The organism is Rahnella sp. Larv3_ips (assembly GCF_003697865.1).
GTDB classification, from domain to species: domain Bacteria; phylum Pseudomonadota; class Gammaproteobacteria; order Enterobacterales; family Enterobacteriaceae; genus Rahnella; species Rahnella rivi.
Map to the genome: position 1 here is coordinate 923347 of NZ_MJIB01000021.1, position 18237 is coordinate 941583.

The 18237-nt window shown below is 55.1% G+C and carries 16 protein-coding genes; 5 read left to right on the forward strand and 11 right to left on the reverse strand.

Translation table 11 applies throughout. The annotated features are described in order from the left end of the window. Positions 1 to 10 precede the first annotated feature (10 nt). From baeR to mdtD, 3 genes are read right to left on the reverse strand one after another with little or no spacing between them, the layout of a single operon-like run. A complete protein-coding gene (gene baeR, locus ED901_RS23785; RefSeq protein WP_056781176.1) occupies positions 11 to 730 on the reverse strand; it encodes a two-component system response regulator BaeR in 720 nt (239 codons plus the stop codon). Further along, a complete protein-coding gene (baeS, locus tag ED901_RS23790; RefSeq protein ID WP_056781171.1) occupies positions 730 to 2115 on the reverse strand; it encodes a two-component system sensor histidine kinase BaeS in 1386 nt (461 codons plus the stop codon). The genes baeR and baeS overlap by 1 nt, the downstream gene beginning before the upstream one ends. Next, positions 2112 to 3584 (reverse strand): multidrug transporter subunit MdtD, encoded by a 1473-nt coding sequence (gene mdtD, locus ED901_RS23795; RefSeq protein WP_122097439.1) that lies wholly within the window; start codon positions 3582 to 3584, stop codon positions 2112 to 2114. Before mdtD ends, baeS begins: the two co-directional genes overlap by 4 nt. A gap of 263 nt (positions 3585 to 3847) precedes the next feature. On the opposite strand from mdtD, the gene ED901_RS23800 reads away from it, so the two are divergent. Beyond that, positions 3848 to 4801, forward strand: coding sequence for an aldo/keto reductase (locus ED901_RS23800; RefSeq protein WP_122097440.1), 954 nt, complete (start codon positions 3848 to 3850; stop codon positions 4799 to 4801). Positions 4802 to 4873: 72 nt separating this feature from the next. On the opposite strand, the gene yegD is transcribed toward ED901_RS23800, so the two are convergent. The 3 genes from yegD to tal all read right to left on the reverse strand — a co-directional run bounded on the left by yegD (position 4874) and on the right by tal (position 9375). Continuing rightward, positions 4874 to 6226 carry a molecular chaperone gene (gene yegD / locus ED901_RS23805; protein WP_122097441.1) on the reverse strand — a complete coding sequence of 451 codons (1353 nt, stop codon included), beginning with the start codon at positions 6224 to 6226 and terminating at the stop codon, positions 4874 to 4876. Positions 6227 to 6367: 141 nt separating this feature from the next. Beyond that, on the reverse strand, positions 6368 to 8362 hold the full coding sequence (tkt, locus tag ED901_RS23810; protein WP_122097442.1) for a transketolase: 1995 nt from the start codon (positions 8360 to 8362) through the stop codon (positions 6368 to 6370). 62 nt (positions 8363 to 8424) lie between these two features. Next, positions 8425 to 9375 (reverse strand): transaldolase, encoded by a 951-nt coding sequence (tal, locus tag ED901_RS23815; protein WP_122097443.1) that lies wholly within the window; start codon positions 9373 to 9375, stop codon positions 8425 to 8427. A 381-nt stretch (positions 9376 to 9756) separates the two neighbouring features. Here tal and maeB point away from each other — a divergent pair, with 381 nt between their 5' ends. Beyond that, the gene (gene maeB, locus ED901_RS23820) at positions 9757 to 12036 is read left to right on the forward strand and encodes an NADP-dependent oxaloacetate-decarboxylating malate dehydrogenase (RefSeq protein ID WP_056781154.1); all 2280 of its coding nucleotides are present in this window, start codon (positions 9757 to 9759) and stop codon (positions 12034 to 12036) included. A gap of 59 nt (positions 12037 to 12095) precedes the next feature. Here maeB and ED901_RS23825 read toward each other — a convergent pair whose 3' ends face one another. The 4 genes from ED901_RS23825 to amiA all read right to left on the reverse strand — a co-directional run bounded on the left by ED901_RS23825 (position 12096) and on the right by amiA (position 15544). Continuing rightward, a complete protein-coding gene (locus ED901_RS23825) occupies positions 12096 to 13043 on the reverse strand; it encodes a nucleoside hydrolase (RefSeq protein ID WP_056781151.1) in 948 nt (315 codons plus the stop codon). A 47-nt stretch (positions 13044 to 13090) separates the two neighbouring features. Continuing rightward, positions 13091 to 13540 carry a YaiI/YqxD family protein gene (locus ED901_RS23830; RefSeq protein WP_056781148.1) on the reverse strand — a complete coding sequence of 150 codons (450 nt, stop codon included), beginning with the start codon at positions 13538 to 13540 and terminating at the stop codon, positions 13091 to 13093. Continuing rightward, a complete protein-coding gene (gene hemF, locus ED901_RS23835; RefSeq protein ID WP_122097444.1) occupies positions 13524 to 14519 on the reverse strand; it encodes an oxygen-dependent coproporphyrinogen oxidase in 996 nt (331 codons plus the stop codon). Before hemF ends, ED901_RS23830 begins: the two co-directional genes overlap by 17 nt. 140 nt (positions 14520 to 14659) lie before the next feature. Beyond that, positions 14660 to 15544: an N-acetylmuramoyl-L-alanine amidase AmiA gene (gene amiA, locus ED901_RS23840; RefSeq protein ID WP_056781140.1), complete on the reverse strand. Its 885-nt coding sequence runs from the start codon at positions 15542 to 15544 to the stop codon at positions 14660 to 14662. 289 nt (positions 15545 to 15833) lie between these two features. Here amiA and ED901_RS23845 point away from each other — a divergent pair, with 289 nt between their 5' ends. Continuing rightward, on the forward strand, positions 15834 to 16259 hold the full coding sequence (locus ED901_RS23845; protein WP_056781138.1) for a GNAT family acetyltransferase: 426 nt from the start codon (positions 15834 to 15836) through the stop codon (positions 16257 to 16259). Between the two features lie 77 nt (positions 16260 to 16336). Here the strand turns inward: ED901_RS23845 and ED901_RS23850 are convergent, their stop codons facing one another. Beyond that, positions 16337 to 16735, reverse strand: coding sequence for a YgiW/YdeI family stress tolerance OB fold protein (locus ED901_RS23850; RefSeq protein ID WP_205965141.1), 399 nt, complete (start codon positions 16733 to 16735; stop codon positions 16337 to 16339). 170 nt (positions 16736 to 16905) lie between these two features. Between ED901_RS23850 and ED901_RS23855 the strand changes: the two genes are divergently transcribed. Further along, positions 16906 to 17349, forward strand: a complete 444-nt coding sequence (locus ED901_RS23855) for a DUF2919 domain-containing protein (protein WP_122097446.1) — start codon at positions 16906 to 16908, stop codon at positions 17347 to 17349. A gap of 157 nt (positions 17350 to 17506) precedes the next feature. Beyond that, complete coding sequence (locus ED901_RS23860) at positions 17507 to 18136, forward strand: RpoE-regulated lipoprotein (RefSeq protein ID WP_122097447.1); 630 nt, start codon at positions 17507 to 17509, stop codon at positions 18134 to 18136. Positions 18137 to 18237: the final 101 nt, after the last annotated feature.

Below are 18237 nucleotides of genomic sequence, written 5' to 3' on the forward strand. Positions count from 1 at the left end.
CCGGAGTGCATCAGGCGAGGTGGCAGGGCTCCGCTTCCCAGCGATAACCGACGCCGTAAACCGCGCGGATAAAGGCTTTTTCCCCATCAAGAGATTCCAGCTTACGGCGGAGATTTTTGATGTGACTGTCGATGGTGCGGTCCGTCACCACGCGATAATCATCGTAGAGATTATTCAGCAGCACTTCGCGGGTAAACACGTAGCCCGGTTTCACCGAAAGCGTCTTCAGCAGCCGGAACTCCGCCGGTGTCAGTTCCAGTTCATGCCCCTGGAATGACGCCTGAAAACGCGCCTCATCAATGTGCAGCCCGTGGCTTTTCGTGAACGTTTCTTCAGGCCGCACGCAGCGTCGCAGGATCACTTTTACACGCGCCACCACTTCACGCGGGCTGTAAGGCTTGCAGATATAATCATCTGCGCCAATTTCCAGCCCCAGCAGGCGGTCAATTTCCTCAGTTTTTGCCGTGACCATCATGACGGGCACGTCAGAAAACTGGCGAATATCGCGACAGATAGACAGACCACTGCTGCCCGGCAACATCAGATCCAGCAAAATCAGCGCGGGTGGGTGGGCCTTGACCTGGGCGATCACATCGTGGCCGTCCGCCAGCCACTGCGTGGCGTAACCTGCGGCCTCGAGATAGTCGATCAGCAACTGAGCGAGTTTCGGCTCATCTTCCACGATCATAATTTTTAACGGCGCAGGGCCGGACATTACAGAATCGTTCATCAGTTTCTCGGTCCATGTGGAACAGAAAGCGGCAGGACGACCGTGACACGCACGCCGCCTGCGGGAGAGTGGCTGGCGCTTATCTGCCCGCCGTGTGCTTCGACGATATTCTGGCAGATCGCCAGGCCTAAACCTGAGCCACCGCTGGCGCGATTGCGCGAGCCTTCGGTGCGGTAAAAGCGTTCAAAAATGCGCGTCAGCTGTTCATCGCTGATGCCGGGGGCGCTGTCCTGAAAGGTCAGACACAGCGATTTCTCACGGATTTCACCCAGGATTTCCAGCCCGCCATTGGGGTCAGTATAGCGCAGGCTGTTTTCCAGCAGATTATTGAAAAGCTGAGAAAGACGCTGCGGATCGCCGAACACCTCGGCGCGCTCCGGCAGCGTGCTGGTCAGGGTTAACTGTTTGCTGTGGAAACGATCGCGCGAACCGGCCTCTGCCAGCTGGACCAGATGCACGACATCGGTATCGACTTTGCGATAAGCCAGTGCGCCGGCATCAGAAAGGGAAAGCTGATGCAAATCATCCACCAGTTTGGTCAGGATCGACACCTCGGATTGCAGCGACTCCAGCGAGCCGAGGGTCATTTTACGCACGCCGTCCTGCATGGCTTCCAGCTCGCCGCGCAGCACCGCCAGCGGGGTGCGCAGTTCGTGGGAGATATCAGCCATAAATGCCCGCCGCATCTGTTCATTTTTTTCCAGCGTCATCGCCAGCTGGTTGAAATCCTGCGCCAGTTTGCCCAGCTCATCCTCGCTGTCAACTTCCACCCGCGTGCTGAAATTCCCCGCCGCAAGCTGATGGGTGCCGTTGACCAGCCGTTTTACCGGCGCGAGCATTCCACGGGATAAAAGCCAGGTCACGGCAGCAGCCAGCAAGGCGGTAAAGGCGACAATCATCCAGCTGGTGCGGCTTTGCTGGCGCTCGAAGTTAATATCGGCATCACGGGTCAGGCGTTCAGCCGGGGTGGAAATCACCGAACCTATCACCACGCCGTTGACCGTCATTACGCGGCGCGGCCCCTGCAGATCATGCGGAACCGGCTGATCGTAACCGCCGATGCGACGATCGTTGCTGTCGAGGATCCAGAATTTAGTGCGCCATCCCTGCGGTGGCATTTTCGGGCTGCTGTTTTGTTCAAATGAACGCATGAGCTGATAAATCAGCCGGTCATTTTTTTCCAGAAACTCCCAGTTGCCGTGCTGCCGGTACTGCTCCTGTAAAGTGTCTGCCAGCAACTCGACGCGCTGTTCGTTGCTCTGACGAATGTAATCGATAAAGCCGCGCTCGAAGCTCATTCGCACGCCCCAGTTCATGGTTATAAGCACCAGCGCACAGGTGCAGAAGATGGCCATGAACAGTTTTGCGGTGATACCTGGTTTCATGATTTTCTCATTGGATCGGGAGAACCGGCCGCAGCGCGACGACGGTCAATAAGGGCATTTTTCTGCGCATCCAGCGGCACGCGTGAGAAGACCCAGGCGGGCAGGGCAATCACCAGCGCCATCGACATGTAGCAATACAAAAATGCGGTGTGCATTGCGCTGCTGCCGACGCTGACTTGCTGATGAGCAAACAGGCCGATGAGTATCCCCGCGACGCTGACGCCGAGGCTCATTGACAGTTGCATGATCATAGACAGCAAACTGTTACCGCTGCTGGCAAGGCGCGGCGGCAGATCTTTCAGCGTCAGCGTGTTCATCGACGAGAAGCGCAGTGAGTTCACCATTCCCTGGAAAAACAGCACCACGGGAATCATCCACACTGCGCCGTAAATCGCCACGAGCGGGAAGATAAGCGTAATCAGCGCCAGCAGCAGGGTGGCGATGACCAGCGCATGACGGTAGCCGAGCTGATTCACCAGCCGGACGACCACCCGTTTCATGCCCATACTGCCGAGCACCATCGGGATCATCATCAGCCCGGCATGAAACGGCGTGAAGCCCATGCCGAGTTGCAGAAAAACGGGGGTCATAAACGGCAGCATCCCGCTGCCGATGCGGCCAAGAAAACTGCCGGTCAGGCCGATTTTAAAGGTCGGCGTATGGAAAAGGCGCAGGGAAAACAGGGCGGATAAATTACCGCGGGCGTGCAGCCAGTAAATGCCCAGCGCGCCAAAGCCGACGACGGTCAGCAGCAGCAGTTCCGGCGGGGTCAGCCCGAGGCCACGGCTGCCGTCGAGCGCCAGCGTCAGGGTGGCCATGCACACGGCGAGCATCACAAACCCGCTGATATCAAAGCGGCGGGTCTGCATTTTGTAGTTCGGCATGATCATGAGTGTGGCGATACAACCGGCGATGCCCACCGGCAGGTTAATCAAAAATATCCAGTGCCAGCTGGCGTACTGCACCAGAAAACCGCCCAGCGCCGGGCCGAGCAGAGGGCCGACCTGACCCGGCAGCGTCACCATGGTCATGGCTGCCATATATTCACTGCGTGGCACGATTTTTAACACCGTCAGCCTGCCCACCGGCACCATCATCGCGCCGCCAACGCCCTGCACCACGCGGGACATCACCAGTTCGCGCAGGCTGTCGGACTGCGCGCACAGCAGCGAACCTAAGGTGAAAAGGACGATGGCCGAAAAGAAAACCCACTTAACGCCGACTTTGTCTGCCAGCCAGCCACTGGCGGGCAGCATCACGGCCACGGTCAGGACATACGCGACCACCACCGAGTGCATGTGCAATGGGTTTTCACCCAGGCTGTGGGCCATCGACGGCAGCGCGGTGTTAACGATGGTGGTATCGAGTGCCTGCATGAAGAAGCCAAAGGCGACGATCCACAACTGCCAGCGCACAGAGGGCGGCAGGGGGGCGGAGGGCAGTACGGTGTCAGTGTTTTCAGATTTCATCGGGTTATCGCATCAGCACAATCATTGTCGCGGCTTGCAGAGGGTCATCAGGCCAGACCTACAGTGTAGCCAGATTGCTCCGGCAGAAAATGGAGGAATTAAGGAGAGTCCCCCTCATTTCTCCCAACGATTTGGACATGACTTATGACAAAAAGGTCGGACTTTCAGCCACCCATTTTATATCAGAATGCTAAGGTAAACCCTGAATCACAAATCGTTCGCACGCGAAGAAAATCTACCCTGACCGTTTAGAGGAGTGAGTGATGAGTAAAAGAGAATTAGGCCGTTCAGGTATCCAGGTACCGGTACTGACTTTTGGTGGCAACGTGTTTGGCTGGACGGTCGATCAGACGGCCTCCTTCAGCCTGCTCGATGCCTTGCTGGATCACAACCTGAACTTTATCGACACCGCCGACGTGTATTCCGCCTGGGTCGAGGGCAATCAGGGCGGCGAGTCCGAAACGATCATCGGCAACTGGCTGAAGAAAACCGGTAAACGCGATCAGATCGTTCTGGCGACTAAAGTCGGTAAACCCATGGGAGAAGGCAAAGTGGGCCTGTCCCCCCGCTACATTAAAGACGCGGTGGAAGCTTCGCTCAGACGGCTGCAAACGGACTATATCGATCTCTACCAGTCGCATGATGATGATGCCGATACGCCGCTGGCTGAAACCATGGCCGCGTTTGATGCGCTGATTAAAGAAGGTAAAGTGCGTGCCGTTGGCGCGTCGAACTACAGCGCGCCGCGTCTGGCCGAGGCGCTGAAAGTCAGCAAGGAGAACGGTCTGGCGCGGTATGAAACGCTGCAACCCTTGTACAACCTGTATGACCGCAAAGTGTATGAAGACGCGCTGGAGAAGGTCGTGACGGACAACGGTCTGGGCGTCATTAACTTTTACGGGCTGGCCGCCGGCTTCCTGACCGGGAAATATCGCACTCAGGCTGACGCCAGTAAAAGTCTGCGCGGTGAGAGTGTGATTGCGCGTTATCTCGATGAACGCGGTCTGAAGGTGCTACGGGGGCTGGATCAGGTCGCTGAAAAGCACGGTGCGCAGCCTGGCCAGGTCGCGCTGGCATGGCAGATTGCCCGTCCCTCCATCACTTCCCCGATCGTCAGCGCGACATCCTTGCAGCAGCTGAACGAACTGGCGCAGGCCGCAACGCTGAAACTGGATGATGCAGATATTCAGACGCTGAATGATGCCAGCGCCTGGTAAATTTGCCGTCTCAGAAATAAAAAAAACCGCCCGGATGTCTCAGGCGGTTTTTTTACATCCGGCGTTCAGCGATTAACGGAACAGCGTTTGTGCCCAGCGAGCCAGACCGGCGGTCACCGAGCCGAAATCATTGCCACCCACCAGCGGAATACCTGGTAACTGCGCCTGCAATGCCGCGCGCAGAAGCGGGGAACGCGCACTGCCACCGGTCAGATAAATCACGTCCGGTTTTATTTCGCTGCTTGCCAGCGCGAGATTGACCTGTTCCTGAATGCGCTCCAGCGGCTGTGCAATGGCTTCGCTCAGTTGCTGCTGGCTGATGGTTTCTGCCAGACCGGATTCGATGAAGTCCATGGCGGCCGTGACGTTCTCGTGTTGTGAAAGCGCTATCTTGCTCTCTTCCGCCGCACGCACCAGACGATAGCTCAGGCGCTGTTGCTGGACTTTCAGCAGGCGCTTAATCAGCTCCGGCTGCGCGGCGTCACGGATCAAATCACGCAACATGCGGCCATTGGCGACGCTGTAAAAATCCAGCTGCGCCGGGACATCATTTGTCGCTACCGCATTCCAGTAAGGCAGCGCAGGGATCGCCGTGCCTTTTTGGGTTTCGCTGCCCATGCCGAACTGAGGCGTCAGTTGTTTGAACGCCGTCATGATATCCAGATCGTTACCGCCAACGCGGCAACCGCTGTGGCCGAGCAGGCTGTTCTGGCGTTCTGCTTTATCACGCCATTGCGGGCCCATCAGCAACACCGAGCAGTCCGTGGTTCCGCCGCCGATATCGACGACCAGCACCGTTTTCTCTTCAGTCAGCGTGGCTTCAAAATCCAGACCGGCAGCGACCGGCTCAAACTGGAAAGCGATATCACGGAAACCGGCACGTTCTGCGGCGCGTTGCAAAATACCCTGCGCCTGACTGTTTGCGTCATCGCCGCCCATGCCCTGGAAGTTGATTGGCCGGCCAATGACGGTCTGATGAATCGTCTCTTGCAGGACAGATTCTGCCTGCCGCTTGATGTGGAACATCATGGCGCAGACCAGATCTTCGAACAGTGCAATTTGCTGTGGTTTCAGGCCGTTTGCGCCAAGGAAGGATTTCGGAGAGCGGACAAAATAAACCTCTTCCGGATCTTCCATATACGTCGCCAGCGCCTGCAAACCAAAGTGAACGCTGTTGGCGTTAACCGGAATATCTTCCTCACGGTTAAAGCTGACACTGCGGCGCAGCAGCGCCAGATTTTCATCACTGCCTGTCGGCACCTGTCCGTGACGGTTCAGCCATTCGCTGACCGCTTCACGCGATGGTGCACACAGCATGGAGGGTAAATAAGGATCGTTATTTTCTAACGCCAGCAGGTGGGCGTTATTGTCGCGCATCACCGCAACGGAGCAATTCGCTGTACCGTAGTCAAATCCAATAAACATTACTGTTCCCCATGCCAAAGAAGGGGCGGGACTTTACCGGAGCGGGCGACTTTCATCAAGCAGGAAGGGGACATGATTTGAGATTTTTAGTATGAATTATTCCCTCTCTTTTCACGGAGAGGGAATAAAAACGGCCTGATTTTATTTCAGTAACGCCTGTGCTTTCGCGACAACGTTATCGACCGTAAAGCCGAACTCTTTGAACAACTGTTCAGCAGGGGCTGATTCGCCGAAGCTGGTCATGCCAACCACGCCGCCATTAAGGCCGACGTATTTGTACCAGTAATCCGCAATACCCGCTTCAACCGCCAGGCGTGCCGTGACTTCTTTTGGCAGCACCGATTCGCGGTATGCCGTGTCCTGTTTGTCATACACGTCAGTGGACGGCATGGAAACCACGCGCACTTTCGTGCCTGCTGCGGCCAGCTTGTCTGCGGCTTCAACCGTGATACCCACTTCAGAGCCGGTGGCGATCAGGATGACGTCAGGTGTGCCATGGCAATCTTTCAGCACATAACCGCCGCGCGCCACGTTAGCCAGTTGCTCCGGTGTACGCGGTTGCTGGGTCAAGTTCTGACGGGAGAAAATCAGCGCAGCCGGGCCGTCGTTACGCTCGATGGCATATTTCCACGCAATCGCCGACTCGACCTGATCGGCCGGACGCCACAGACTCATGTTGGGGGTGACGCGCAGGCTGGCCATTTGCTCGACCGGCTGGTGCGTCGGGCCGTCTTCGCCCAGACCGATGGAATCATGGGTGTAAACGAACACGTTGCGGATCTTCATCAGCGATGCCATTCGTACCGCATTACGGGCGTACTCAACGAACATCAGGAAAGTGGCTGAATAAGGCAGGAAACCGCCGTGCAGCGCGATGCCGTTGGAGATTGCCGTCATGCCGAACTCACGTACGCCATAGTGAATGTAGTTACCGGCCAGATCATCGCCCAGGGATTTCGAGCCGGACCACATGGTCAGGTTGCTTGGGGCAAGGTCAGCGGAGCCGCCGAGGAATTCAGGTAAGATTTTACCGAAGGCTTCCAGCGTATTTTGTGAAGCTTTACGGCTGGCAATATTGGCCGGGGCGGCCTGCAAACCTTCGATGAATTTTTGTGCGTCAGCTTCCCAGTTTTCAGGCAGCTCACCGTTCACACGACGCTTGAATTCTTTCGCCAGATCAGGATAAGCACTTGCATAGGCGGCGAACTTTTCATCCCAGGCTTTTTCTTTCGCTTTACCCGCTTCTTTGGCATCCCAGGCAGCATAAATATCCTGCGGAATTTCAAAGGCAGGGTAGTTCCAGCCCAGCGCTTTACGGGTGGCAGCCACTTCATCCACACCCAGCGCAGCACCGTGCGCATCGTGCGTACCGGCTTTATTAGGTGAACCAAAACCGATGACTGTTTTGCACAGTAACAGGGAAGGTCTGTCGGTCACTTTGTGGGATTCTTCGATGGCCGCTTTGATGGCGTCAGCATTCTGACCATCGACACCACGGATCACGTGCCAGCCGTAGGCTTCGAAACGTTTGGCTGTGTCATCGGTGAACCAGCCTTCAACATGGCCGTCGATAGAAATGCCGTTGTCATCATAAAACGCGGTCAGTTTACCGAGTTTCATGGTGCCAGCCAGCGAGCAGGCTTCGTGGGAAATCCCTTCCATCATGCAACCGTCGCCCATAAAGGCATAAGTGTGATGGTTAACGATGTCGTGGTTTTCACGGTTGAACTGTGCGGCCAGCGTGCGTTCTGCAATCGCAAAACCCACGGCATTGGCGATGCCCTGACCCAACGGGCCGGTGGTCGTTTCAACGCCCGGCGTATAGCCATATTCCGGGTGACCTGGTGTTTTGGAGTGCAGCTGGCGGAAATTCTCCAGCTCTTTCATCGGCAGATCGTAACCCGTGAGGTGCAGCAGGCTGTATATCAGCATCGAGCCGTGACCGTTGGACAGCACGAAGCGATCGCGGTCTGCCCAGTGCGGGTTGGTCGGGTTGTGATTCATGTAATCGCGCCACAACACTTCGGCGATATCCGCCATCCCCATGGGAGCGCCTGGGTGGCCGGAATTGGCTTTCTGCACCGCATCCATGCTTAACGCACGGATAGCGTTCGCGAGTTCTCTACGAGAAGGCATATTTTTCTCCGGTGAATGGCCGCTGAACAGGTCAACGGCCATTGAAATAACAGTGAGTGGAATTACAGTTGAGCAGAAAGCATGTCTTCGAGTTTCTGCTGATCGACGGCGAACAGGCGGATACCTTCAGCCAGTTTCTCAACGGCCATGGCGTCCTGATGATGCTCCCAGAGGAATTCTGCCTGAGTCAGCGGTGCAGGCTGTTTGCTGCCCTGCGATGACGCTTGCAGCTTACGTTCCACCGGTGCCTCGCTGGCTTTCAGCTCTTCCAGCAGGGCCGGTGAAATGGTCAGGCGGTCGCAGCCCGCCAGTGCCAGAATTTGTTCAACTTTACGGAAGCTGGCACCCATGATCACCGTCTCGTAGCCGTGTGATTTGTAGTATGTGTAGATCTCACGGACAGATTTCACGCCCGGATCTTTTTCTACGTCATAGGTGGCTTCAGGATCTTTGGCTTTGTACCAATCATAAATGCGGCCAACGAACGGAGAAATCAGGTAGACACCGGCTTCGGCGCAGGCGCGTGCCTGAGCAAAGGAGAACAGCAGCGTCAGGTTACAGTTGATGCCTTCTTTTTCCAGTTCTTCGGCGGCCTTGATGCCTTCCCACGTAGAGGCCAGTTTGATCAAAATACGGGATTTATCGATCCCCTGTTCCTGATATAGGCCGATGAGTTTGCGGGCTTTCGCGAGGCATTTTTCGCTGTCAAAAGACATACGCGCATCCACTTCTGTTGAGATGCGACCGGGCACGCTTTTGAGGATTTCGACACCGATATTGACCGCCAGTTTGTCCGTGGCGTTGATCACCTGATCTTCTTTGCTGCCACCTTGTTTGCGGGCGTAGTCCACCGCGTCTTTGATCAAATTCTGATACTGCGGGAGGTCGGCGGCTTTCAGGATTAAGGATGGATTGGTGGTGGCATCCTGCGGTTCGAAATGACGGATAGATTCAATGTCACCGCTGTCGGCAACCACGGTAGTTAGCTTTTTGAGGGCGTCTAACTGGTTCATCTCTACATCTCCTTAGCTAAAAAACGATACAGCAACAGGTCGTGCGACTCTTTTTCACAGGGGGTCTACCCTGCATCATTCTGTTAACAATATGAATACGCTTTTTCTGATTGTTGTAATGGGTCAGAGCAATGAAAAAGCAAAAGCCTACGCAAGGCTGAGCTTTCAACCTGAGTTGCGCAAGGGGGAACCTTAAGCTTAGTTGAATTTTGCGAGACGTCTTCCGCGAACGAAAAGTAATCAATGTAACGCACAACTTTTGGTCGTGCTTCGGCCTGTGTCGTGGCAGGTTATCTATACTGTTGTGCGGGAAAACCGGATGTTGCGGCTTCCCTTGCTCTGTACCCCTGAAAAAAATAAGAAACAGAAAAGGACCCTACGATGGACGAACAACTCAAGCAAAGTGCGCTCGATTTCCACGAATTCCCGGTGCCCGGAAAGATTCAGGTTTCCCCGACAAAACCGCTCGCCACACAGCGAGATCTGGCGCTGGCGTACTCGCCGGGCGTGGCCGCGCCTTGTCTCGAGATTCAAAAAGATCCGCTGGCGGCGTACAAATACACGGCCAAGGGGAATCTGGTGGCCGTGATTTCTAACGGCACGGCGGTGCTCGGCCTCGGCAATATTGGTGCGCTGGCGGGTAAACCTGTGATGGAAGGCAAGGGCGTATTATTTAAAAAATTCGCCGGTATCGATGTGTTTGATATCGAAGTGGATGAGTTGGATCCCGACCGGTTAATCGACGTCATTGCTGCGCTGGAGCCAACGTTTGGCGGCATCAATCTTGAAGATATCAAAGCGCCGGAGTGTTTTTACATCGAGAAAAAACTGCGTGAGCGCATGAATATTCCGGTGTTCCACGACGATCAGCATGGCACCGCGATCATCTGTACCGCTGCTGTTCTGAATGGTTTGCGCGTGGTCGGGAAAAATATTTCAGATGTACGGCTGGTGGTGTCGGGGGCGGGAGCATCGGCGATTGCCTGTCTGAATTTACTGGTGGCGCTGGGGCTGAAGCGCCACAACATTACGGCCTGTGATTCCCGCGGCGTGATTTATCAAGGCCGTGAAGAGAACATGGCTGAAACCAAAGCGGTGTATGCCATCGAAGACAACGGCCAGCGCACGCTGGCGGACGCTATCCCGCAAGCGGATATTTTCCTCGGTTGTTCCGGGCCTGGTGTGCTGACGCAGGACATGGTGAAAACTATGGCAAAAGATCCGCTGATCCTGGCGCTCGCTAACCCGGAACCGGAAATTCTGCCGCCGCTGGCAAAGGCCGTCCGCCCTGATGCCATTATCTGCACCGGCCGGTCTGACTACCCTAATCAGGTAAACAATGTTCTGTGTTTCCCGTTTATTTTTCGCGGGGCGCTGGACGTTGGCGCAACCACCATCAATGAAGAAATGAAGCTGGCCTGTGTCCATGCGATCGCCGATCTGGCAATGGCCGAGCAAAGTGATGTGGTGGCTTCGGCCTACGGTGAAGAGGAGCTGTCGTTCGGCCCTGACTACATCATTCCTAAGCCTTTTGATCCGCGATTGATCGTGAAAATTGCCCCGGCGGTGGCTAAGGCGGCGATGGATTCTGGTGTTGCCACGCGGCCCATTCTGGATTTCGATGCCTACGTCGAGAAGCTGTCGGAGTTCGTTTACAAAACCAATTTGTTTATGAAACCGATTTTCTCTCAGGCCAAAAAAGAGGCGAAGCGGGTGGTGATGGCCGAAGGTGAAGAGGAGCGCGTTTTGCAGGCCACGCAGGAACTGATCACTCTCGGTCTGGCGAAACCGATTTTGGTCGGGCGACCGAGCGTGATTGAAATGCGCATCAAGAAACTCGGTCTGCAACTCGAAGCGGGCAAAGATTTCGAAGTGGTCAATAACGAATCCGATCCGCGCTTTAACGAGTACTGGCGTGAATACTATGACCGCATGAAACGACGCGGCGTCTCGCAGGAGCAGGCCCGGCGTGCGGTGATCGGCAATCCGACGCTTATCGCGGCGATTATGCTGCTGCGCGGTGAAGCCGATGCGATGATTTGCGGCACGGTTGGTACCTACCATGAACATTACGATATCGTGGAAAAGGTGTTTGGTTTTCGCGAAGGCACCCACGTTGCCGGAGCAATGAATGCCTTGCTGTTGCCGAGCGGCAATACCTTTATTGCGGATACCTATGTCAATGATGACCCGACCGCAGAACAGCTGGCGGAAATTACCCTGATGGCGGCAGAAACGGTGCGGCGTTTTGGTATCGAGCCGAAAGTGGCGCTGTTATCCCATTCCAGTTTCGGCACGTCGGACAGCCCGGCGGCGCTTAAAATGCGCAGGACGCTGGAGCTGGTAAACGCGCGCGAGCCGGATCTCGAAATCGATGGTGAGATGCACGGTGACGCTGCGCTTGTGGAAAGTATTCGTCAGGACATCATGCCGGACAGCCCGCTGAAAGGGGCGGCCAATATTTTGATCATGCCGAATATGGAATCAGCCCGCATCAGCTACAACCTGTTGCGGGTGTCCAGTTCGGAAGGGGTGACCGTCGGGCCGGTGCTGATGGGGGTTTCAAAACCGGTGCACATTCTCACGCCCATTGCCTCGGTACGCCGTATTGTGAATATGGTGGCGCTGGCCGTGGTAGAGGCGCAAACCGAACCTTTATAACGCGGGGATCCTGACGAAAACGGGCATCAGCAGGATGCCCGTTACGTCTGCTTGCGGCCTCAGTATTTCACTTCGCCGATGCGTTCGAGCGCATCGACGATCAGATCCCAGAAACGTTGATGATCCAGTTTTACCGCCACTTGTGTATGGCAGTCCGGCGGCGGCGGGGCGCGGAAATCAGCCACTGTCATGCCAAGCGTCAATGTGCCGGTCAGTTCGATATCCACCGGCACTTTGCGTACGGTCATTACGTTCGGATCAATGACGTAAGCGACGGCGCAGGGGTCATGAACCGGCGGAGAATCAAACCCCTGACGATCTTTGTAACTTAGTCCAAAGAAATCGAGCAGCTCACCCACAAATTTTGCCGGTTGCGTGCCGACGGCGGCGATACGCGCCGCGACTTCCGGCGTTGCCAGCGCCTGATGAGTGAGATCCAGTCCGACCATGGTCAGCGGCCATTTCTCGTTGAAGACGATATGCGCGGCTTCCGGGTCGATTTTAATGTTGAACTCCGCGACGGCGCTCCAGTTACCGACGTGATAACCGCCGCCCATCAGCACGACTTCTTTGACGCGTTCAGCAATGCGCGGTTCTTTGCGCACCGCCATGGCGATGTTGGTCAGGCCGCCGGTAGGCACCAGCGTGATGGTTTTTGGCGGATGCGACATGATCAAATCAATGATCAGATCGATGGCGTGAACGGGTTCCAGCGTGATGGCCGCTTCCGGCAATACCGGGCCATCCAGACCAGAATCGCCGTGGATTTCGTCGGCGATTTCCACCTGACGCACCAGCGGACGAGTGGCACCTGCGGCAAAGGGCACGCCGGTCAGGTTAATCACCCGCGCCACAGCAAGGGCGTTACGGGTGACTTTTTCCAGCGTCTGGTTACCGACTACGGTGGTGACTGCCAGCAGTTCGATTTCCGGATTACCGTGTGCCAGCAGCATGGCAATGGCATCGTCATGCCCCGGATCGCAATCCAGGATGATCTTTTTGACCATGTTTTATTCCTTTAAAGTGTAGGGATACATCGTTTTGCCTGACCGGATTATTTTTTAGCTTGTTGCAGCCACTTATCCAGTTCATTGGCGAATTGCTGGCGGTCGCGCTGATTGAGCGCGGGCGGTCCGCCGGTTTGCACGCCGCTGGCGCGCATGGTGTCCATAAAATCACGCATATTCAGGCGCTCTTTAATGGTTTCGGTGGTGTAGCGCTCGCCGCGCGGGTTGAGCGCCACGCCGCCTTTTTCGATCACTTCAGCGGCCAGCGGGATGTCAGCGGTGATCACTAAATCTCCCGGCTCAGTGCGCTTCACGATTTCGTTATCCGCCACGTCAAAGCCCGCCTCAACGCGCAGGGTGCGCAGGAATTTTGACGGCGGCGTGCGGATGATTTGGTTAGCCACTAACGTCACCATCATGCCGGTTCGTTCGGCGGCACGGAACAGGACGTCCTTGATGACATTCGGACAGGCATCGGCATCAACCCAGATTTGCATCAGTGTCGCTCCCCGTAAGATCAGCGTGCAGATTCAGCCAGTCGCGTGGCGGCAGGAAATCGCTGTACAGCGCCGCTTCCGGGCTGCCGGCTTCAGGCTGATAACTGTATTCCCAGCGGACCAGCGGCGGCATTGACATCAGAATCGACTCCGTACGGCCACCGGTTTGCAGGCCAAACAGCGTTCCGCGATCCCACACCAGATTGAATTCGACATAGCGGCCACGGCGATAGAGCTGGAACTGGCGCTCACGTTCGCCCCACGGCAGCAATTTGCGCTTTTCAACAATGGGCAGATAAGCGTCGGTGAAACCGTTGCCCACAGCCTGCATAAAGTCAAAGCTGGTGGCGAAATCCGGAGTATTGAGATCGTCAAAGAACAGGCCGCCGATGCCGCGCGCCTCATTGCGGTGTTTAATGAAGAAGTAGTCGTCGCACCATTTTTTGTATTTCGGATATATGTCGTCACCAAATGGCTGGCACAGCTGTTGCGCCGTGAGATGCCAGTGGCGGGCATCTTCTTCAAATCCGTAATAAGGGGTGAGGTCAAACCCGCCGCCGAACCACCATACCGGGGCTTCACCGGCTTTTTCGGCAATGAAGAAACGCACGTTCGCGTGGCTGGTCGGGACATAAGGATTCAGCGGATGAATCACCAGAGAAACGCCCATCGCCTGAAAGCTGCGCCCTGCGAGCTCGGGGCGGTGCGCGGTGGCGGAAGCGGGGAGCATGGCGCCGGAGACGTGGGAAAAATTAACGCCAGCCTGTTCGAAGACTGCACCATTCGTTAACACCCGGCTCTGGCCGCCGCCGCCTTCTTCACGCACCCACTGATCTTCGGCGAACTGGCCCTGACCGTCGGCGGCAGCCAGTTGCTGAGTGATGTGCTCCTGCAGTGAAAGCAGGAAGGTTTTAACTTGCTGAATGTCGGGAATCGATTGGCTCACAGGCAAACTCGCAGACGTTGACTGAAAAGACATTCAGCGCCTTGCGGGCGCTGAATGAGAGAAAAGTGGACGCTATTATATACTCAAAATCATTCGAGTTGCAGGAAGGCGGCACTGTCCGTAATTCGCAGGAGTCAGAGCCGCCAGGGCATGTGCAGCCCGAAGAATGAAGATTATCGTGGTTTACGCTCATTGGCATCGAAATAGCTGAAGAAGTTGATGATCCCCTGCGAAATCGCCTGTGCAATCTCTTTACGAAACGCGGTGGTGCTGAGCAGTTGCTCTTCCTGATGGTTGGTGATGAAAGACGTTTCTACCAAAATCGAGGGAATCGACGGCGATTTCAGCACGGCAAAAGCGGCCTGCTCCGTCTGCTGACTGTGTAAATGGTGGATAGGGCGGATTCTGTCGAGCACATGGTGGCCGAGTGTCAGGCTGTTTTTGATGGTGTCGGTTTGCACCAGGTCAAACAGCACCTGCTGCAGGTAATTGTTGTCTTCTTTGGCATATTTCGCCCCGGCGACCAAATCGGCGTCGTTCTCTTTTTTGGACATGTATCGCGCCATCGCGCTGCTGGCACCCCGGTTAGAAAGTGCAAACACTGACGCGCCGGAAGCGCTCGGGCTGGTGTAACCATCGGCGTGAATTGAAACGAACAAATCGGCCTGATGCTGATGCGCCAGCTCAACACGCTGATACAGCGGGATAAAGTGGTCGGAATCTCGCGTCAGCCTGACCTCAATATGGCTCTGCGCGCCAAGGATTTCGCGCACATAGTTGGCAATCTCCAGCACCACATGTTTCTCTTCCGATCCTTCATGGCCGACGGCACCGGAATCGATCCCGCCGTGGCCAGGGTCGATCATCACCAGCTTTTTCGAACCCGGCGGTTTCGGCGCCGGAGCAGATTTGGTGATGTGTTCCTGCTGCGCTGCGCTGGCAGAACGGGAACCAAAGGCGGCAATGGCTAAACCCAGGCCGGATAACAGGAGCTGGCGACGGGTAGCGGAAGCGGGCAGAGGCTGGAAATGCAGAAATTTGTTCAGGGGGTTTAACATCAGTCCATTACCGTCATAAAAAAAGCAGAATGCCCTATGTTATAGAGTATCTTTTTTATAGTTTCGATCTGAGAACTATTACTGTTTATGAATTTTGTGTCGCGAATTAATATATTGGCGGACAAATATATCTCAAATTAATGATTCATGAGCTCACGGGCTGACAAACGGCCAGAGAAAAAGCGCTTATAAAATGCACGATTTTTGATTTTGATGTTGCGTATCAAGCAGATCACGCGATAATTATAGAAACCTCTTTCCCCTTATTAACACAACAGTGGCGACAGTGATGGAAATTCGCGTATACCGGCAAGAAGATTTCGAAGAAGTACTGACCTTGTGGGAGCGCTGCGATCTGCTGCGTCCGTGGAATGATCCGGAACTGGATATTGAGCGCAAGATTAACCACAGCCCGGAGTTTTTCCTGGTGGCCGAAGTTGGCGGGGAAGTGGTCGGCACGCTGATGGGGGGCTATGACGGTCATCGCGGTTCGGTGGGCTATCTTGGCGTACACCCGGATTATCGCGGGCGCGGGATTGCCAATGCACTGGTGAACCGGCTGGAAAAGAAACTGATTGCCCGTGGCTGCCCAAAAATCAATTTAATGGTGCGTGCTGAAAATGACGCGGTGGTCAGCATGTATGAAAAACTCGGCTACGAGATTTCAGATACGCTGCTGCTGGGTAAACGGCTTATCGAAGATCAGGAATATTAAGCCGGGTCTGCATAAATTAAAAAAGCCCCGACAGGCGATGGCCGTCGGGGCTTTTTACGTTTAAACGCCGGGTGTGATTACTTGATCACTTTTACGCTTTTGACGTCAACTTCCACTGAGTTCCAGTCTTTATCGACTTTACCTTCAATGCGGATTTTGTCTTTTGGTGACACGTTCTGTCCCTGCCAGCGTTTGCCGTCAATTTCTACATTGAGGGTACCGGTGTTGTCGCGGAAAATGTATCTATCATGGTCGATACGCTGATCGATAAAACCTTCCAGCATAATCCATTGATCGTCTTTCATGGTTTGAGCATCTTTTACGGTGCTCAGTGCGGTGGTGCCGGTAAAGCCGCCCTGTGCCGCTGGCTGGGTTTGCGCTTCCTGAGCGGAAGGGCCGTTAAAACCGCCGGTTTGCTGGGCATAAACGGACGCTGAACTCAGTGCGATGAGGGCTGCCAGAGTGATTTTCTTCATCATAATAGGTCTTCCTTAATTAACTTTTCTGGTGTGTGTCAGCAACTATGGCATCTTTGCGATGTGTTGCCGCGTTGAGGTACAGTAAAGCAGACTGTTCTTAACGGTTTCTTAAGATGCTCTGATTATTGTTTAATTTCACTTAATTCGCAGGAACGTTGTCCTCTTTTATGAACCCGGATGATTATAACGACCACGGAATGTTGCGCCTGCCGCTGTGGTTCTGGACGATTTTGATGTTACAGGCGCGAACCTGGCTGCTGTTTGTTATGGCGGGTGCATCGCGGCAGCAGGGCAATGATTTACTGTCCCTTTTTTATCCCGATCGTCAGAGTTTCTGGTCCGGTATGTTGCTGGGGCTGCCCCCGGCGCTGGTGTTTCTGCTCAGCGGTCGCCGCCATTTATGGCCGCGCATCTGGCAGGCCGGTTACTGGCTGTTGCTGGCGGGCATGTTTGTGACGTTTGCACTGCAGGCACTCGGGCTTTGGCAAAGTAACGATCTGATTTCCGGCGTGGATATTGCGCTGGCGCTGCTCGACGCCGCCGCGCTGGCCTACTGGCTGCTGAGTCGTCGTCTGCGAGCCTGTTTTGATGCGGCGCGCCGTCTGGCGTGACGTCATTGAACTTTTTCGGAAAGAAAGCACTCGAACTGGCGCTGAACGCTAAAAGCAGCCGCAGGCTGTATAAAAGTTAATTATCCCTCATTATGCTGCCGGTTTGTCCGTCAGGCCGCACCGGCCAACGGAAACGGGGAGCCAAGGAGTACACTGAATGACTGTTCGCTTACGGGTTCGCCCGATGTTGCTGGCGCTTCCTTTGATCCTCACGGGCTGTTCGTCGATATCGAATATGTCGATGCCGGGCATTTCCTGGTCATCCATGAATCCTCTGAACTGGTTCGGCAGCAGCCTGACGGTGTCTGAAAAAGGTGTCGGTGATATCACCGCCAGCACGCCGCTGACTGAAGACGCGATCAAAGAGGCGCTGGACGGGGATTACACGCTGCGCAGTGGTATGTCGATGAGCAACGGTAAAATGCTCAGTTTCTTCCAGGCGATGGATGGCAAAGACGTGAAAATGTCGATCAGCGGCGAGCCGAAAGGCACTGTGCGGCGGGTTGATGTGACAGACGCCAAAGTCGAAAGCGAATGGGGCGTTAAAATAGGCACCTCCTTTAGCGATCTGTATACCAAAGCCTTTGATGTCTGTGTGAAAGGCGAAGGTGACGATGCGCAGAGTATTGAGTGCAAAGCCCCGCAAAGTGCTCACGTGACTTACGTGTTCAGCGGGATCTGGCACGGCCCGGATTCACTGATGCCATCGGACGATTCGCTGAAAGACTGGAAAGTCAGCAAAATCATCTGGCGGGCGGATCCTGCTCAGGAAACTGCCGCGCAGTAAGCACGTAAACCGCTTCTGTCTTCGTTTAAAAACGACGTAATGCCTTGCCTTCGCGCAAGGCATTTTTGTTGACATCCGGTATGATATCGCCGGTCAAATTA

Excerpts from the sequence above, each read along its gene's own strand:
- ED901_RS23845 (WP_056781138.1), top strand. The coding sequence starts at position 15,834 with ATGGAAATTCGCGTATACCGGCAAGAAGATTTCGAAGAAGTACTGACC.
- maeB (WP_056781154.1), top strand. The coding sequence starts at position 9,757 with ATGGACGAACAACTCAAGCAAAGTGCGCTCGATTTCCACGAATTCCCG.
- ED901_RS23860 (WP_122097447.1), top strand. The coding sequence starts at position 17,507 with ATGACTGTTCGCTTACGGGTTCGCCCGATGTTGCTGGCGCTTCCTTTG.
- hemF (WP_122097444.1), bottom strand. The coding sequence starts at position 14,519 with ATGTCTTTTCAGTCAACGTCTGCGAGTTTGCCTGTGAGCCAATCGATT.
- ED901_RS23800 (WP_122097440.1), top strand. The coding sequence starts at position 3,848 with ATGAGTAAAAGAGAATTAGGCCGTTCAGGTATCCAGGTACCGGTACTG.
- mdtD (WP_122097439.1), bottom strand. The coding sequence starts at position 3,584 with ATGAAATCTGAAAACACTGACACCGTACTGCCCTCCGCCCCCCTGCCG.
- ED901_RS23825 (WP_056781151.1), bottom strand. The coding sequence starts at position 13,043 with ATGGTCAAAAAGATCATCCTGGATTGCGATCCGGGGCATGACGATGCC.
- baeR (WP_056781176.1), bottom strand. The coding sequence starts at position 730 with ATGAACGATTCTGTAATGTCCGGCCCTGCGCCGTTAAAAATTATGATC.
- amiA (WP_056781140.1), bottom strand. The coding sequence starts at position 15,544 with ATGTTAAACCCCCTGAACAAATTTCTGCATTTCCAGCCTCTGCCCGCT.
- ED901_RS23830 (WP_056781148.1), bottom strand. The coding sequence starts at position 13,540 with ATGCAAATCTGGGTTGATGCCGATGCCTGTCCGAATGTCATCAAGGAC.
- ED901_RS23850 (WP_205965141.1), bottom strand. The coding sequence starts at position 16,735 with ATGAAGAAAATCACTCTGGCAGCCCTCATCGCACTGAGTTCAGCGTCC.
- ED901_RS23855 (WP_122097446.1), top strand. The coding sequence starts at position 16,906 with ATGAACCCGGATGATTATAACGACCACGGAATGTTGCGCCTGCCGCTG.
- tkt (WP_122097442.1), bottom strand. The coding sequence starts at position 8,362 with ATGCCTTCTCGTAGAGAACTCGCGAACGCTATCCGTGCGTTAAGCATG.
- baeS (WP_056781171.1), bottom strand. The coding sequence starts at position 2,115 with ATGAAACCAGGTATCACCGCAAAACTGTTCATGGCCATCTTCTGCACC.
- tal (WP_122097443.1), bottom strand. The coding sequence starts at position 9,375 with ATGAACCAGTTAGACGCCCTCAAAAAGCTAACTACCGTGGTTGCCGAC.
- yegD (WP_122097441.1), bottom strand. The coding sequence starts at position 6,226 with ATGTTTATTGGATTTGACTACGGTACAGCGAATTGCTCCGTTGCGGTG.